This window comes from Vibrio owensii CAIM 1854 = LMG 25443 (genome assembly GCF_000817815.1).
In the GTDB taxonomy this organism is placed as follows: domain Bacteria; phylum Pseudomonadota; class Gammaproteobacteria; order Enterobacterales; family Vibrionaceae; genus Vibrio; species Vibrio owensii.
Map to the genome: position 1 here is coordinate 13,458 of NZ_JPRD01000047.1, position 16,553 is coordinate 30,010.

At 45.7% G+C, this 16,553-nt stretch carries 17 protein-coding genes; 2 read left to right on the forward strand and 15 right to left on the reverse strand.

Translation table 11 applies throughout. The annotated features are described in order from the left end of the window. Positions 1-4 precede the first annotated feature (4 nt). A complete protein-coding gene (locus H735_RS22085) occupies positions 5-1,405 on the reverse strand; it encodes a replicative DNA helicase (protein ID WP_020196769.1) in 1,401 nt (466 codons plus the stop codon). 320 nt (positions 1,406-1,725) lie between these two features. Between H735_RS22085 and H735_RS22090 the strand changes: the two genes are divergently transcribed. Then, complete coding sequence (locus H735_RS22090) at positions 1,726-2,490, forward strand: DUF481 domain-containing protein (RefSeq protein WP_005438452.1); 765 nt, start codon at positions 1,726-1,728, stop codon at positions 2,488-2,490. A gap of 78 nt (positions 2,491-2,568) precedes the next feature. Here the strand turns inward: H735_RS22090 and rplI are convergent, their stop codons facing one another. From rplI to pilM, 14 genes are all read right to left on the reverse strand, one after another. After that, complete coding sequence (gene rplI, locus H735_RS22095; RefSeq protein WP_005438451.1) at positions 2,569-3,021, reverse strand: 50S ribosomal protein L9; 453 nt, start codon at positions 3,019-3,021, stop codon at positions 2,569-2,571. A 33-nt stretch (positions 3,022-3,054) separates the two neighbouring features. Beyond that, entirely contained in the window at positions 3,055-3,282 is a 228-nt protein-coding gene (rpsR, locus tag H735_RS22100) for a 30S ribosomal protein S18 (RefSeq protein WP_000090472.1), read from the reverse strand. Positions 3,283-3,298: 16 nt separating this feature from the next. Continuing rightward, positions 3,299-3,601 (reverse strand): primosomal replication protein N, encoded by a 303-nt coding sequence (gene priB / locus H735_RS22105; RefSeq protein ID WP_005438449.1) that lies wholly within the window; start codon positions 3,599-3,601, stop codon positions 3,299-3,301. 8 nt (positions 3,602-3,609) lie between these two features. Next, on the reverse strand, positions 3,610-3,999 hold the full coding sequence (gene rpsF / locus H735_RS22110) for a 30S ribosomal protein S6 (RefSeq protein WP_005438446.1): 390 nt from the start codon (positions 3,997-3,999) through the stop codon (positions 3,610-3,612). Positions 4,000-4,228: 229 nt separating this feature from the next. Then, positions 4,229-4,900, reverse strand: coding sequence for a ribulose-phosphate 3-epimerase (gene rpe / locus H735_RS22115; protein ID WP_005438444.1), 672 nt, complete (start codon positions 4,898-4,900; stop codon positions 4,229-4,231). A gap of 100 nt (positions 4,901-5,000) precedes the next feature. Then, on the reverse strand, positions 5,001-5,840 hold the full coding sequence (locus tag H735_RS22120) for a Dam family site-specific DNA-(adenine-N6)-methyltransferase (RefSeq protein WP_020196767.1): 840 nt from the start codon (positions 5,838-5,840) through the stop codon (positions 5,001-5,003). A 69-nt stretch (positions 5,841-5,909) separates the two neighbouring features. Further along, positions 5,910-7,403, reverse strand: a complete 1,494-nt coding sequence (locus H735_RS22125) for an SPOR domain-containing protein (protein ID WP_020196766.1) — start codon at positions 7,401-7,403, stop codon at positions 5,910-5,912. Between the two features lie 53 nt (positions 7,404-7,456). Next, positions 7,457-8,557, reverse strand: a complete 1,101-nt coding sequence (gene aroB, locus H735_RS22130; protein WP_020196765.1) for a 3-dehydroquinate synthase — start codon at positions 8,555-8,557, stop codon at positions 7,457-7,459. A gap of 31 nt (positions 8,558-8,588) precedes the next feature. After that, positions 8,589-9,107, reverse strand: a complete 519-nt coding sequence (gene aroK, locus H735_RS22135) for a shikimate kinase AroK (RefSeq protein ID WP_005438434.1) — start codon at positions 9,105-9,107, stop codon at positions 8,589-8,591. 189 nt (positions 9,108-9,296) lie between these two features. Then, positions 9,297-11,045: a type IV pilus secretin PilQ gene (locus H735_RS22140; protein WP_020196764.1), complete on the reverse strand. Its 1,749-nt coding sequence runs from the start codon at positions 11,043-11,045 to the stop codon at positions 9,297-9,299. 34 nt (positions 11,046-11,079) lie between these two features. Further along, on the reverse strand, positions 11,080-11,595 hold the full coding sequence (locus H735_RS22145) for a pilus assembly protein PilP (RefSeq protein WP_020196763.1): 516 nt from the start codon (positions 11,593-11,595) through the stop codon (positions 11,080-11,082). Beyond that, positions 11,585-12,178, reverse strand: a complete 594-nt coding sequence (locus H735_RS22150) for a type IV pilus inner membrane component PilO (RefSeq protein ID WP_020196762.1) — start codon at positions 12,176-12,178, stop codon at positions 11,585-11,587. The genes H735_RS22145 and H735_RS22150 overlap by 11 nt, the downstream gene beginning before the upstream one ends. Further along, a complete protein-coding gene (locus H735_RS22155) occupies positions 12,171-12,749 on the reverse strand; it encodes a PilN domain-containing protein (protein ID WP_005438427.1) in 579 nt (192 codons plus the stop codon). The genes H735_RS22150 and H735_RS22155 overlap by 8 nt, the downstream gene beginning before the upstream one ends. Then, positions 12,733-13,749 (reverse strand): type IV pilus biogenesis protein PilM, encoded by a 1,017-nt coding sequence (gene pilM, locus H735_RS22160; RefSeq protein WP_042980412.1) that lies wholly within the window; start codon positions 13,747-13,749, stop codon positions 12,733-12,735. Before pilM ends, H735_RS22155 begins: the two co-directional genes overlap by 17 nt. 178 nt (positions 13,750-13,927) lie before the next feature. Between pilM and H735_RS22165 the strand changes: the two genes are divergently transcribed. Next, entirely contained in the window at positions 13,928-16,498 is a 2,571-nt protein-coding gene (locus H735_RS22165; protein WP_027726743.1) for a penicillin-binding protein 1A, read from the forward strand. The last annotated feature ends 55 nt before the right edge of the window (positions 16,499-16,553 follow it).

The following is a 16,553-nucleotide window of genomic DNA, read 5'->3' on the forward strand; positions in this document are numbered from 1 at the left end:
TGCATTACTCATCATCGATATCAAATGCAGGGCCCGCGTAGTTATCGAAACGCGAGTGTTGACCTTGGAAGGTTAAGCGAACCGAACCGATAGGGCCGTTACGTTGCTTACCAAGAATAATTTCTGCCGTGCCTTTGTATGGGCTATCTGGGTTGTAAACCTCGTCACGGTAAATGAACATGATCAAGTCGGCATCCTGCTCGATAGAGCCCGATTCACGCAAGTCTGAGTTAACCGGACGTTTATCTGCGCGTTGCTCTAGGGAACGGTTTAGCTGTGATAGCGCAACGACAGGCACATTCAACTCTTTCGCCAACGCTTTAAGTGAGCGCGAGATTTCCGCGATTTCCAAGGTACGGTTATCCGAAAGAGCAGGCACACGCATTAGCTGAAGGTAGTCGACCATGATCATCGAAAGACCACCGTGTTCACGCGCCACACGACGAGCACGGGAACGAACTTCGGTTGGAGTTAGGCCAGAGCTGTCATCGATATACATGTTTTTCTTCTGCATTAGGATACCCATGGTAGAAGAAATACGCGCCCAATCTTCATCATCAAGCTGACCAGTACGGATCTTGGTTTGGTCAACACGAGATAGGGACGCAAGCATACGCATCATCAACTGTTCGGCCGGCATCTCTAGCGAGAAGATCAGTACCGGTTTGTCTTGGTCCATCGCCGCGTTTTCACACAAGTTCATCGCAAAAGTGGTTTTACCCATCGATGGACGTGCCGCAACGATAACCAAATCAGAACCTTGTAGGCCCGCCGTTTTTTTGTTGAGGTCGTTAAAACCAGTGTTCACACCTGTCACACCATCTTGAGGTGTTTTGTATAGCATCTCGATACGCTCTAGCGTTTTTTCGAGAATGTTATCGACGTTTTGTGGGCCTTCGTTTTCGCTAGTACGAGATTCTGCAATAGCGAAAACTTTACTCTCCGCCATATCAATTAAGTCTTCTGAGCTTCGACCTTGTGGATCATAACCAGCGTCCGCAATTTCATTTGCAACACCGATCAGGCCGCGCACGATTGCACGCTCCGCTACGATGTCCGCGTAAGCGTTGATGTTCGCTGCACTTGGTGTGTTTTTCGCAAGATCCGCAAGGTACGCAAAGCCACCCACGTCTTCCAATTGTTCGTGACGTTCAAGGTGCTCAGACAAGGTGATCAAGTCGAGAGGCTTGCCCTGCTCAAGAATGGTTTTAACGCCTTCGAAAATGAGACGATGAGGACGGCTATAGAAATCACTGCTCACAACACGCTCAGCGACCGTGTCCCAACGTTCATTGTCCAGTAAGAGACCACCAATTACTGATTGCTCGGCTTCTAGCGAGTGAGGTGGCACTTTGATTGCGTCGACCTGACTGTCTGAAGGTTTGCGATTTCTGTTTTCCGCCATGACTTTGCTCGATAACTACTAATGACCCGAGATTATAACCTTAAACTTAGCCAAGATGCTTCCCTGAAGCGACAATTACTTGTTAAGAATTCAACAAGTGAATGGCTAAGAATTCGCTTTTTATGGTGCGAAATTACTCGATTGCGGTAGAATCTCCCCAATTCATGCTGAAACAGACAGTTAATTAAGTTTGATGCGCAAATGAGAACGCCCACCACGCTTCTCCGGCTTAGGTCTAATAAAAATTAACCTATCATTGACCCAATAAAACATCTGTATCAGTATCATGCCCCTCCTTTTTTATTACGTTCGAGGTATTTGTGTCCCGATACTGGTTACTTGGCTTTAGCTTACTTTGCACGGGAGCATCGTACGCTGAAGAATCAGTACAGCCAGAGCAAGAAATTGAAGTGCCCGACCCTCTACAAACTGAGGTCGAGTTCGGCTATCAAGCTCACACAGGTAACACGGACTCTCGTTCCCTGAATGCTCGTCTGAGTGCTGAATACACTTCTGGTCGTCACCGTTCTTACGGCGAATGGAAGTACTACAACCTATATAAAGATGGGGAAGAAGATAAACGCTCTTCTACCTATACTGCGCAAAGCGACTACAAGTTAGGTCCAAAAACTTACTTGTACGGCAGCTTTAAAGGGGTTGATTCACGCTACAGTGCTTACTTTAAAGATTACACATTTTCTGGCGGTTTGGGTTACCAGTTCGCTTATACAGAAAAGTTTACTTTGGAAGCGGAGATCGGCCCTGGTTTTCGTTATCAAGAACCAAACTTAGATGAGATTGATGACGACGACATTGTCTTTCCAGACATCGTTCAGGAAGGGATCTTGCGTAGTAACATCAATACTACTTGGCAAGCTTTAGATAACTTAAGTCTCTCTGCCGATATCACTTTAGTAGCAGGTAAAAGCAACACTCGTGTTGATAGTGATCTGAGTGTGACCAATGACATTACCGAAGACATTGCTCTTAAATTAGCACACTCTCGCCAATATCACGATAAAGTGCCAGAGGGCTTGAGCAAGGCGGATAGTGTGTTTTCCGTCAACCTTTTGTTTGCCTTCTAACTCCCGCTTTTCATATTATTCAGACATAAAAAAAGCACCTCCTAAGAGGTGCTTTTTACTATTTCGCTTGGTACTGAATTACTCAGCAGCAACAACTTGTACGTTCACAGTAGCGAAAACTTCTGAGTGAAGTTGAACGCTGATCTCGAACTCACCAGTGTTACGTAGAGCACCTTCAGGAAGGCGAACTTCGCTCTTAGCAACTTCAACGCCTGCAGCTGTGATAGCGTCAGCGATGTCACGAGTACCGATAGAACCGAATAGTTTACCTTCGTCACCAGCTTTAGAAGCGATAACAACTGCTTCTAGAGCGTTAACTTTCTCAGCACGTGCTTCAGCAGCTGTTAGTTGCTCAGCAACTTTAGCTTCTAGTTCAGCGCGACGAGCTTCGAACATTTCAACGTTGCCTTTAGTTGCCATAACTGCTTTACCTTGAGGGATAAGGAAGTTACGAGCGTAGCCAGACTTAACGTTTACTGTATCGCCAAGACCACCTAGGTTACCGATTTTATCAAGTAGAATAACTTGCATTGTTTAATCCTCTTTCTTAATAAAACGAACCGATTACTGATGCTTGTCAGTGTACGGTAGTAGAGCTAGGTAGCGAGAACGCTTGATAGCGCGAGCTAGTTGACGCTGGTACTTAGCGCTTGTACCAGTGATACGGCTAGGTACGATTTTACCAGCTTCAGTGATGTAGTTTTTAAGAGTTGCTACGTCTTTGTAATCAATCTCTTGTACGCCTTCTGCAGTGAAACGGCAGAATTTACGACGACGGAAGAAACGAGCCATGGGCTATCTCCTGATCTTAAATTTGAGTAATGTTGTCGGCGTGTAACACTAATTTCCCAACGCCATTTCGGCCGGTCTGATAAGCGACAAAACCGCCTACCTTAATGTTACTGCCTTGTACTAAATTCTGAGTTAATGCTTGTGACCCAAGCCCACTAACTACTACCGGCATTCGACAATAAACTTGTCGTGGTAGATTAGCTTCGATAACAGTAGAGCGATGCTCTAGCCAAAATCGACAGTGTTCAATGCCACCAGGGCTTTTACTACGAATGGGCGGCTTGGCAATGGTGCCACTCAGCTCCATTCGATTGGTCATAAGAAATATTACTCAGCAGCTGCTTCTGGCTTAGCTTCAGCACGCTCTTCGCGACGAGGAGCACGCTCTGCACGCTCTTCTTTCTGCTTAAGCATGATAGATTGCTCAGTGATAGCCGCTTTAGTACGCATGATCATGTTACGTAGAACTGCATCGTTGAAACGGAAAGCAGTTTCTAGTTCGTCGATCACTTCTTGGCCAGCTTCAACGTTCATTAGAACGTAGTGAGCTTTGTGAAGCTTGTTGATTGGGTAAGCCAGTTGACGACGGCCCCAGTCTTCTAGACGGTGGATTTTACCGCCAGCTTCAGTGATTGAACCAGTGTAACGCTCGATCATGCCAGCAACTTGCTCGCTTTGATCAGGGTGCACCATGAATACGATTTCGTAATGACGCATTGGTTGCTCCTTACGGATTATTAGCTTCCACGATTGGCTCGGTCGTCCAGAGGAAGCAAGGAACTAAAGAAAAATGACCGAGAATTAAGGAAGACGGATAGTACAGAAAGGAAGCAAAATAGGCAAGTGATTATTTACGTCGCGCTGGCGATATTTTCTTCGCTGTGGCCGTAGAGATGACAAAGGCTGCCAACAAGGTGGCAGCCTTTTAAGATTAGGGCTTCAATGCTTATTTTGCTTTTGCTAGCTCGTCACGCATTTGGTCGATCACTTGCTTGTAATCTGGGTGGCCGAAAATCGCTGAACCCGCAACAAACATGTCTGCACCCGCTTCTGCGATTTCACGAATATTATCCACTTTCACACCACCATCAATTTCTAGGCGGATATCACGGCCAGACTCGTCGATCATCTTACGTACTGCACGCAGTTTATCTAGCGTGTGAGGGATAAATGATTGACCACCAAAGCCAGGGTTAACTGACATTAGAAGAATTAAGTCAACTTTGTCCATGATGAATTCAAGGTGCGACAACGGCGTTGCAGGGTTAAGTACCACACCCGCCTTACAGCCGTGCTCTTTAATCAACTGTAGTGTACGGTCAACGTGTTCTGATGCTTCCACATGGAAAGTAATCATCGATGCACCCGCTTTCGCGAAGTCAGGGATGATGCGGTCTACAGGTTTCACCATTAGGTGAACATCGATTGGAGCGGTAATACCGTAGTCACGAAGCGCTTTACAGATTGGCGCACCAAAAGTCAGGTTTGGTACGTAGTGGTTATCCATCACATCGAAATGCACCACATCCGCACCCGCTGCGAGTACTTTTTCTACGTCTTCACCTAGACGAGCAAAATCAGCCGATAAAATGGATGGAGCAATAAGAAAATCTTTCATACCTGACCTCAATAGTGGCGAGCAAACAACAAACAATGTTGCGCGCAATTCTACCGAAGCCAGTCAGGATATCCACTATTTAGACACAATAGTGTGAGAATTATGAGTCTGAATTATCCGTGTCGGAAGCACGGAAGAGAGCAAGCAGTTCATCGACTTTATTACGTCCGCTACCATTGCGACTGATGGTTCGCTTCACTTTGACCACATTCAATTCTGCACCGTGATATAGACGACGCGTCAATGTGGTGTCGTGATTTGAAATCAGAACGGGAATGCCGCGTTCGGTCGCTGCTTTCTCCGCGATGTCAGCCAGTGCCGCTTGGTCATCAAGCGTGAAGCCGTTACCTGCGTAAGAAGTAAAGTTAGCCGTATTCGACAGTGGCGCATACGGAGGATCACAGTAGACCACACTTCCCTTGCGCGCTCGACGGAAAGTCTCTGGGTAGCCTTCACATACGAAGGTCGCCTTCTTCGCTTTCTCAGCAAAGAATTCCAATTCAGCTTCTGGGAAGTAAGGTTTTTTATATGAACCAAACGGCACGTTGAAACCGCCCTTCTTGTTATAACGGCACAAGCCATTAAAACCGAAACGGTTCATATATAAGAACGCCAATGAGCGGTACATCACGTCGTCAGTTTTATTAAACTCAGCGCGAATGCTCAAATAAGCTTCTTTGCGGTTATTCTCTGCAACAAACCAACGCTTCGCTTCGGAGATGTAATCCTCAGGGCGCTCTTTCAGTAGGTTGTAGAGATTAATCAGGTCGGGGTTGATGTCTGCCAGCAAGTAGTGGTCATAGTCGGTGTTAAGAAATACCGAGCCAGCACCAACAAAAGGTTCAACTAGCTTTCGAGCCGGTGGCAAATGACGTTGGATGTCTTCAACCAGACCGTATTTTCCTCCTGCCCACTTAAGAAAGGCTCGTTGCTTTTTCATCTACTGCTCTATCTATCGACCAAAAATTAAGGCTGCGGAATGTAACATATTTTTCAACGAAGCTCAGGATTATTTCACGCGATCAATTTCACGATGTACCTGACCCAAGGATTTTGCCCAAGGACTCACCGATTTAAGCGCATCTGGCAGGCTCTCTACCGCGTCTCGAGCGAGCTGGATAGTCGGGTAATCTTGATAGGTAATGATGTACCATTCTGTTCCGCTGCGCACGGTCGGGTAAATTCTTACTTTTCCATTTAGGTCGTACTCATCAAGGAAGGTTTGCACATCTTCCATTGCCGTCATCGCTCCTAATTGCAAAGTATAAGCACGTGGTGATAACGCTTTTAGCTCTTCACGAGCAAAAGAGAACTTCACGATAGGCTTCGTTGAATTTGCTTGTGTTGTCTTTGGTTGTTCGCTTGTTTGCACGACGTTAATCAATGAAGAGTTCGAACTGCTCTGCGCTTGAGGCACTGATTCTTCCACAACTTGTTTGATTTCATTGGTATTGGCTTCTTCAGGTTTACCTTCAAGTAAGGCATCCACCACATCCGACTCAATCACAACACGCTGCTGTTTATCTTCAGTGCCAACACTTGCAACTTCCTCTGTCACTGCCGGCGGTAATGAATCTGAATCGTCCGTTGCACCAGTAAGCTCTGTCGTATCTGACGCGTCACTGATTGCGGAATCCGCACCGCTGATTTGAACTTCGGGCTCGGTTAGGGTTGGGATGGCCGTTTGCTCAATCGTACCTGTGATTTGCTGCGCTTTGTCGTCTGGGCTTGGCTGATTGTACATCCACCAATAACCACCAGCGGCCAACAATAACAGCACCAAAACAACCAATGCGATGTTAAGGGGTGAGCCTACAATTGAGCGGATAATGATCCTTTTTTCCACTTTCATCTCTCCTAACGCCATGATGTCTCCCGGAATCGGGTCGACTTTCTTAAATGCATCTCGAACGCGTTTTTCAGACTCATCGTCAACATATCGAATCACCAAAGATTCAAAGAAACGACGCGCTTCGACTTCTGACAACATCTCAATATCAAGCTCAACCGGTTTGAGCTCTTGTCCGTAACTAATACGCGACAATACCGATTCCAAACGTCCACTTTGAGTGAACAGCAAGATGTTGATTTTCCATTTTGGATTTGCTTGTGCAGCTAGCACTAGCATCCATAATTCTGAAACTAGGGTTTCACTCAGCAAATGAGCATCATCAACCACAATGGCAATGTCACACACTTCATCACCCAAGATACGTTCTAAGCTATCAAGCAATGTATCTTGTTGATTGAATAAGGCATCGGAAACTATCTGGCTCAAGATGAGCATACGACGCTGCACATCATCTTGATTGGAATGACAAAGTAGCAAACATTGGTTTTTGTTACTTGCACCGAGTTCAAGGTATCGCTGTGCCAACCAAGATTTTCCATATCCGGATTGGCCATTCACGGCGATCAAATTAGAACCAAAATTGGTTAATAAGCTTAATCTGTCTAGTAACTCGGTTTGTGAATCCAATTCAAGAACGTGAGCAAAACTCATCTAAATAACCTTAATAAACTACAAGAATGACGCCCTAAGGCGCCATTACAAGGTTAAATGTCACGACCAAAGTCGATAGCTTGTTTGATGATATCTTGCGGTGTATCCGCAATGACTTCGGCGCTACCAATTCCGGTAGGCAATACTAAGCGCAGCTGACCAGATAAGACTTTCTTATCACGCATCATGTGCGTCATAAAGTCATCAAAACTCATCGACTCTGGCGTATGCACTGGCAGTTTAGCGCGGCGCATAATACTAATAATGCGATCCAGCTGCTCTTGCGAAATCAATCCGCGTAAGTGCGAAGCTTTCGCCGCCATCACTGTCCCAGATGACACCGCTTCACCATGAAGCCAATTGCCATAACCTAGCTCAGCCTCAATTGCATGACCGAAGGTATGACCCAGATTCAACAGCGCTCGTATGCCAGACTCTTTTTCATCAAGAGCCACAACTTCTGCTTTGATTTCACAGCAACGTGCGATGGCATAAGTCAGTGCTTCTTCATCCAGTGCGTACAGTCGGTCGAGGTTCTCTTCCAGCCAATCAAAGAAATCTGCATCATAAATAATGCCGTATTTGATGACTTCGGCAATGCCCGCTGCGAACTCGCGTTCAGGAAGCGTTGATAAGCAGTTGGTATCAATGATAACGGCTTTAGGTTGGTAGAAAGCACCAATCATGTTTTTGCCTAGCGGATGGTTAACTGCGGTTTTACCACCAACAGATGAATCTACTTGAGACAACAATGTGGTTGGGATCTGGATGAAATCCACACCACGTTGGTAACATGCAGACGCAAACCCAACGAGATCGCCAATAACACCGCCACCTAACGCAATAATCACTACATCACGTGCGTAGCTTCCTTCTAGCAGGAAGTTCATGACTTGATTAAACGTGTCTAGGCTTTTGTATTGCTCACCATCAGGCAATTCAAGTAATGAGGCATCACAACCGAGCTGTTCAAGCTGACCAAGAATTTTTTCCGCATACAGTGGAGCAACCGTGACATTACTGATCACGACAACTTTCTGATTTGCGTTTTTGTTTGAAAGAATTTGAGAAAGGTACGCCGGGTCTTCAAATAACCCGGCGCCAATTGAGATTGGGTAGCTACGCTCTGCTAGATTGACCGTAATCCGTTCCATCGGTGTGCTCCAATTTGAAAAAGATAAATGCTTATCTCTCTTCTAGCATTTTTACGATCTGGTTGGCTACCACTTTTGCACTCTGATCGTCAGTACGAACCGTGTAATCCGCTACTTCTTCGTATAGAGGGTTACGTTCGCCTGCCAAACTTTCCAATACTTCACGAGGGTTGTCAGTTTGAAGTAGAGGACGCTTCTTGTCGCGGTTAGTGCGAGCAAGTTGCTTTTCAATAGTCGTTTCTAGGTAAACAACAACACCACGTGCAGAAAGGCGATTGCGGTTTTCTTTGCTCTTCACAGAACCACCGCCGGTTGCTAGCACGATGCCTTGCTCTTGAGTCAGGTCTTCAAGTACTGCTTCTTCGCGTTTGCGGAAGCCGTCTTCACCTTCTACATCAAAAACCCAAGAGATGTCTGCACCAGTGCGTTCTTCAATCACTGTATCAGAGTCCACGAACTCCATATGCAGCTGCTGTGCTAGATGTCTACCAATTGTACTTTTGCCGGCGCCCATTGGGCCAACAAGGAAAATATTACGTTTCTCAGCCATATTTAGCGGTAATTTACAACGTTAATTCAATAAGATCGCCACAAGAAAACACAGCCAAACTGCTGTTTCACAAGGCTTGTGGCACCAATTCCTCACAGATAATTCGTGATAAGACCCGAAATTATCCAAGCATGGTGCCACTAATGCAACTTTATTTTTGATCTAATCGATTTTTTACTCACTGAGCGCCTACTGAATCACAACTTTAGGCGTGACAAAAATCAACAGTTCACTTTTGCCGACATTTTCATAACTTCGACGAAAAAGTGCCCCTAACAGCGGTAAATCACCTAATAAAGGCACCTTATCGACGGAGTTTGTGATGCTATGTTGAAAAATACCACCCAACACAACCGTTTCACCGTTATTGACTAAAACTTGTGTGCCAATGCGTTGAGTATCGATCGCGACTGCTTCACCTGTGCCTGTTTTTACAACTTGACCCGGTCTGTCTTGCGTAACGCTCAAATCCAACACTAAACGATTGTCAGGGGTAATCTGTGGTGTCACTTTTAAGCTCAATACGGCTTTTTTGAACGTGACAGACGTTGCGCCACTGGAAGAAGACTCAAGGTACGGGATTTCGGTACCTTGCTCGATATAAGCAGGCTTCTTGTTAGTGGTAATCAATCGCGGGCTCGAAATGATTTCGGCTTTGGACTCTTGTTGCAGCGCAGAAAGCTCTAAATCAAGCAGTGTGTCTGAGCCTAACTTCGCAACTTGGAAAGCAAGACTGGTCGCATTCGGGCTAGTTGCAGCCAAGTTCACGTTTAGGAAGTCATCAATACCAACACTGCTGCCACCGTCATCACCTTCGCCATCACCACCGCCATCGTACAGGCCAATTGTCGCAAGGTTATTCTCAATCGAACCACCGACAGTGTGGCTGCCGTTAATAGAGGTGAAGCCCCAGCGCACACCAAGTTCGTCCATATTACCTTCATTGATGGTGACGATTCGCGCTTCAATCTGAACTTGTTTGACCGGAATATCCAAAGACTCAATGATCTCTCGGATAACCTCAATGTTCTCTGGTAGCTCTCTAATTAATAGTGAGTTCGTCCGCTCATCAATGGTCATGCTGCCACGTTCTGAGAGCATACTGATATTACCCTCGCCATTAATCATCTCGGCAATGTCTGATGCTTTAGCAAAGTTAACTTTGATGATCTCAGAAGAAAGCTCCCCCATCTCCTGCTCAAGTTTCTGTTTTTCTAATTGTTGCTTTTCACGCAGATCCAGTTCGTCTTTCGGAGCCACCAAAATCACGTTGCCATCAACACGCTTATCCAAGCCTTTTACTTGAAGAATGATATCGAGCACTTGCTGCCAAGGCACACCATCAAGACGCAAAGTTAAGTTGCCTTCAACGGAATCAGATACCACTAAGTTAAATTGGTTGTAGTCGGCGATGAGTTGCAATACGTTTCGCACGGGGATGTCTTGGAAGTTAATTGAAATCAGCTTCCCTTCTTTTTCTAGAATGCTCTTATCCGGAGCTTTTTCATTGGCTTTTATCTTACCGACTTTGATCTCTAGGTAACGTCCAGTCAGGCGGTAATCGTGAGTGTATTCCTCATCAATATAAGCAACTAAACGTGTGGTTGAGGTCTCTCGGAATATTTCAATACTCTCTACGACCGTAGAAAAGTCTTTTACATCCAGAAGGTAAAGCTGGTCGTCTTTTACAGATGTGTTGAGTAAGTCGATACTCAAGCCTTCCTGTACGCGCTTGATATCAACGATTGCTGCAGGGGACGCAAGTTCTACAACAATCACGGCATCTTTGTCTTTGTTTGTGCGAAAGTCGATGGTCTTTAGCGAGTTAGACTTTACTTCCTGTGCTGCTACAAAAGGGGCTAAAAGTAAAAAGAACCACAAAGAGAAGATCCCTGCTAGCTTCCTTGGTGTCAGTGTTAATCCTTGTCTCATTTTCATCATTACTCAATATCAAAAATAAATGCTGCTATGCCTATCTCAAAGCCAACTTAACTTTGCGCTTTTGCCAACACCCTAAACCGTCGGGTAAGGTTTCATTAATTAATAAATAGTTGTGGGATACGTGGGTCACCTTGCCATTGTTACGACCAAGGTACTGACCCGGCTTCACCTTATAAACGGTGCCATTTGGTGCTTGGACCAAACCAGAAACATTGCTCCCCATCCCCATAACACCTTTTAAGCGCAGTTTATTGAGAGGAAAGCGTTCTAACTTACCTACCCGCTTTCTTGATGGCGGTTGCCAACAATCTTGTCTGGCTAAAGGTTGAGTGGCGATGGTGGCTTCTTTAGGAAGCTCAAAAGGCACACGTAGAATCTCGGGCTCATAACTGATGACAACATAGTCTTCTGCGGGCTGTAATTTGGCGACGTCACGGCGTGCTTGGTTTTCTACACCACGAATAAAGTCTGTCAGTGATTCATCATTGGCTTGGCAACCCGCTAGCGCCCCTGCAATACAAACCATCAGCAAAGATTTATTTCGCATCTTTCTTTTCCTCTGGTTTGAACTGGTAGGTATTCGCTTTTACACGGAAGTGCAAAGTTTCACTCTCTTGACTCACTCGTTGCCAAGTCACGTCTTTAAACGTGATGATGCGAGGCAATGTGGCGATGGCTTGAGAGAAACGGCCGATATCATGAAAGTCTCCAGTGAGTTCAATATTCAGCGGCAGACGATAAAGAAAGTGCTCTGACTGTTTCTCTCCCCAATCAATGCGGGTAAATGTCAGTTTGTTATCGATGCCCAGTTCATTCACCGAAGCCAGCATGGTGGCCAGCTCTTTTTGCGCAGGTAGCTGTTGCAGCAGCAGTTCGTAACGAGTGGTGAGCTCATCGAGTTGTGATTGCAGTTGAGGCAAAGCCGCCACTTTATTGGCCTTGATTCTTAGCGCAACTTTTAAGGTTTGCTCCTCTTGAATCAAATTGTCCAAATGCGCTTGCTCTGGCTTTAAATAGAACCAGTAACCGAAACCTTGAATCAGCAACACGAGCATTAAGAGAACCACTAACTGCGGCACCAATGGCCATTCAGCGATTTCATCCATTTCAAGGTCTTGCCAATTAACCATGCTGTTTACCTCCTTCTTTTATAGAGGCACCTTTAAACATGAAGGAGACTTTGAACGTCTGAAACTCTTTACCGAAACGGGCTTTACCATGAACAATGGAGTGCATCTCGACGTCTAACAATTTTGCAGAACGCTCCATGTTATCGAGCATCGTCGCGAGACGCGGCGTACTGTCTGAAATTCCTGAGATCTCGATTTCGTAGTCATTCATCTTAATCTTGTCGACATACACGCCTTCAGGGATCACTGATGGCATCAAGTTCATAAACTCAGTGGTTTTATTGCGCCCGTTTTGTAACCCTTCAACGATCTTTAAACGCTCTAAAATCTTGCCGTGCTCTTGCTCAGCAATCTTCATTGCTTCAATTCGCTTATCAAGCTGAGATATATAGTGAGCTAAATAGTCTAGGCGCTGTTGTTGCTGGTCTTGTTGGTATTGGTAGTACTTACCGATGCCCCACTGCACGCCCAGCGCAGCAATCGCACCAAGAACAATCAAACCAATAAAACGTCGACGATGTTCTTCACGTTGATTTTCGCGCCAAGCGAGGAGGTTAATGTGATGCAGCATCGTCACCTCCCAACCATTGAATACCGCGCACCGCTAAACCTGCAGCTGCGGTGAAATGCTGCCAATCTGCCGCTCGGCGTTTACGTTTAGAGACTTTCATTTCAAACAAACTAAGAGGATTGAGAAGTTCACACTCTAGTGCCAATTGACTTGATAGTTCCTCAGCTAACATTGGCGTAGCCGCCCCCTCACCGGAAAGCCAAATACCTTTGATATCTTGGCTACCATTGAACGAGGTATAGAGCTGCATCTGACGCTTAACACGTTCAACCATTTGTCGATTGAACGCTTCAGTTGCGGTTTGGATATCGTCACTGAGTGGATCGTGTTGAGACAAGTCGTTTGTTGTGCGGGTACCGCAAGGAAACTCCTTATGGAATAACTCTCCTTGCTCGGTAAACATAGTGAAAGAGCTGCTCATCGCACCAATGTCCAACAAGCAATGCTTATTCTTTTCTGGAAAACGTTCTGCGGTTAGCTTCCATATATGACCAAGACTTTGTGAGTGCACATCCACCAGCACGGTTTTTAGGCCGGACTTTGTTAATGTATCCACTCGGCTATCCACCACTTCTCTGCGTGTTGCAAACACTTGGTAGCTCTCTGTGCCGCCCATCTGCTCATCCGTCTCAACCTTTACAAAATCGAGGCTGAGCTCTTCAACCGGAAAGGGAGACTGATGCGCAAAGGCTTGCATCACCGCAAATTCCTTTTCGCTTTCTTCTAGGTTCTGCTCTATTTGTAGCTTTTTGCTGATCACGGCATTGTCTGGAACCGAAATTGCGACCTTTCGAGCTCGAATTGGGAGCTCTTTTCTCATCTCTTTAAGGGTCTTTACAATTTCTTGATGATTTATGGTGTTATTTTCAGCGACAATACGTTCCTTAAGTATTATTTCTTTGTAACCCAATAAAGCGTAACTGTTGCCATTGGGTTTAAGTACCACGGCTTTGAGGCTGTTATGGCCAATATCTATACCCGTAACTAATAGCTTATCCATCTCTACTCTCGCTCCGAAATTCCTGCGTGTGGTTGTAAATAGCACCCAGAGAATTTTCTTCGTGCAAAGGTTGTTATTAGCATCCAAATAAGAGTTAATATCTCTTATGTGCTAAATTTTTGACCTAAGAGTACAAGGGTTTGCCGTTACACAGCCTCAACCAATCAGGGATTCTCCGGTGAAGTTCATAAAGCGTTTATTATTTTTAACATTGATTTGCATAATTCTTGGAGTCACCACAATTTTTGGCTTCTATCAATACGTGAAGCCTGAATTGCCAGATGTTGCAACTCTAAAAGATGTTGAATTACAAACACCTATGCAGGTATTTAGTCAAGACGGGAAACTGATCGCACAGTTTGGTGAGAAACGCCGAATTCCTGTTACCTACGACGAAATTCCACAAGATTTGATTCACGCGCTGATTGCGACCGAAGATAGCCGCTTTTACGAGCACCCTGGTATCGACCCAATCGGTATTACTCGTGCCGCTGTCGTCGTAGCTCTATCCGGTTCTGCTAAGCAAGGAGCGAGTACCATCACTCAGCAGCTAGCACGTAACTTCTTCCTCTCCAATGAGAAGAAGATAATGCGTAAAATCAAAGAGATCTTTATTGCAATCCACATTGAGCAGCTTTTGACTAAGCAAGAGATCATGGAGCTTTACGTTAACAAGATCTTCCTTGGTTACCGCTCATACGGTTTCGGTGCGGCCGCTCAGGTTTACTTTGGTAAGAGCCTGAACGAACTGACGCTAAGTGAAATCGCAACGCTTGCTGGTATGCCAAAAGCACCATCAACCATGAACCCACTCTATTCACTAGAGCGTGCGACAAACCGTCGTAATGTCGTTCTGATGCGTATGCTCGATGAGAAATACATCACTCAAGAGCAATATGATGAAGCGCGTGCTGAACCTATTGTCGCTCGTTACCACAGTGCTGAAATCGAGCTTTCTGCGCCATACGTGGCTGAACTAGCACGTTCATGGGCAGTGAAAGAGTACGGCACTGAAAAAGCGTACACTTCTGGTTTGAACATCTACATGACGGTAGATTCAAAGTTGCAAGACGCAGCAAACAAAGCAGCGATCAATAACATCCTTGCTTACGATGAGCGTCACGGTTACCGAGGTGCAGAAAAAGTACTTTGGAAAGAAGGTGAAAGCGCTTGGGATACTGAGCAAATTGAAAAACACCTTAAGAAGCAGCCAACTTATGGCCAACTTTACCCAGCAGTCGTGACTAAAGTTGACGACAAAACTGCACAAGTTTGGGTGAAGAACAACGATGAGCAAACCATCGCTTGGACAGGCATGAACTGGGCTCGCAAATACCTAACGGATGAACGTCAAGGTGCGGTGCCTAAGTCAGCAAAACAGATTTTAGAATCAGGCCAACAAGTATGGGTTCGTGAAATCAGCACAACCGATAAAGAAGGCAACACCGTTAACAGTTGGAAGCTAAGCCAAGTACCAAGTGCCAACACTGCATTTGTGGCAATGAACCCAGAAAACGGTGCAGTACTTTCTCTGGTTGGTGGTTTCAACTTTGTTCATAGCAAGTTTAACCGTGCGACCATGTCTGTGCGTCAGGTAGGTTCAAGTATCAAACCTTTCATCTACTCAGCAGCACTAAACAAAGGTTTAACGCTTGCTTCACTTGTTAACGATGCACCAATCAACAAGTGGGATGCTGGTTCTGGTTCAGCATGGCGTCCGAAGAACTCACCACCGACTTACATTGGCCCTACTCGCCTACGTATCGGTCTTGCACAATCTAAGAACGTTATGGCGGTTCGTACGCTACGTGAAGTTGGCTTAGACGAAACCCGTGAATACCTAACTCGCTTTGGCTTTGATATTGACCAAGTGCCACGCTCAGAAACTATCGCGCTTGGTGCTGGTAGCTTAACGCCAATGAAAGTGGCTCAAGGCTACTCGGTGTTTGCGAATGGCGGTTACTATGTAGAACCGTTCTACATTGACCATGTTGAAGACTCGTTCGGTGAAGTGTTGTTTAAGGCAAACCCGAAAGTCATCTGCCAACAAGATTGTCCTCAAATGGAAACACACGTTCCTGCAGAAGATAAGTTTGCTGCTGAATTTGGCGAGCAAGACGTCGCGACAGAGAACATCGCTCCAGACAACGCACTTGAAAACGACACGCCGCAATACGCGAAACAAGTTATCTCAGCGCAAAACGCATTCCTGATGCGTGAAATGATGTACAGCAACATCTGGGGTGGCGGTAGCTGGCGTGATGGTACGGGTTGGAACGGTACTGGCTGGCGTGCACAAAAGCTTGAGCGTCGTGACATTGGTGGTAAAACCGGTACAACCAACGATTCGAAAGACACTTGGTACAACGGTTACGGCCCTGGCATCGTTGCGATTGCATGGGTTGGTTTTGATGACCACTCTCGTACACTAGGCCGCACAACAGTAAACAGCAACCTAGGTAAAGGCCAGATCTCTGGCGCTGAATCTGGTGCTAAAACGGCTGAGCCTGCGTGGATTGACTTCATGCGCGTTGCTCTTGAAGGTACTCCACAACAAAGTAAGAACATCCCAGGTGACATCGTACGTGTTCGTATCGACCGTGATAGCGGCCTACTGACACACAAAGTCGATGGTTCATCGATGTTTGAATATTTCGAGAAGGGAACTGAACCTACGGAGTACGTAGGTAACAGCCTTGAAGATAGCATCTACTCAGGTGGTGGCAGCGGTTCAGAAGAACTGTTCTAATCTCATCATTGAGAGACTAAAAAGGGAGCCATTGAGCTCTAATGCCGTTCACTTA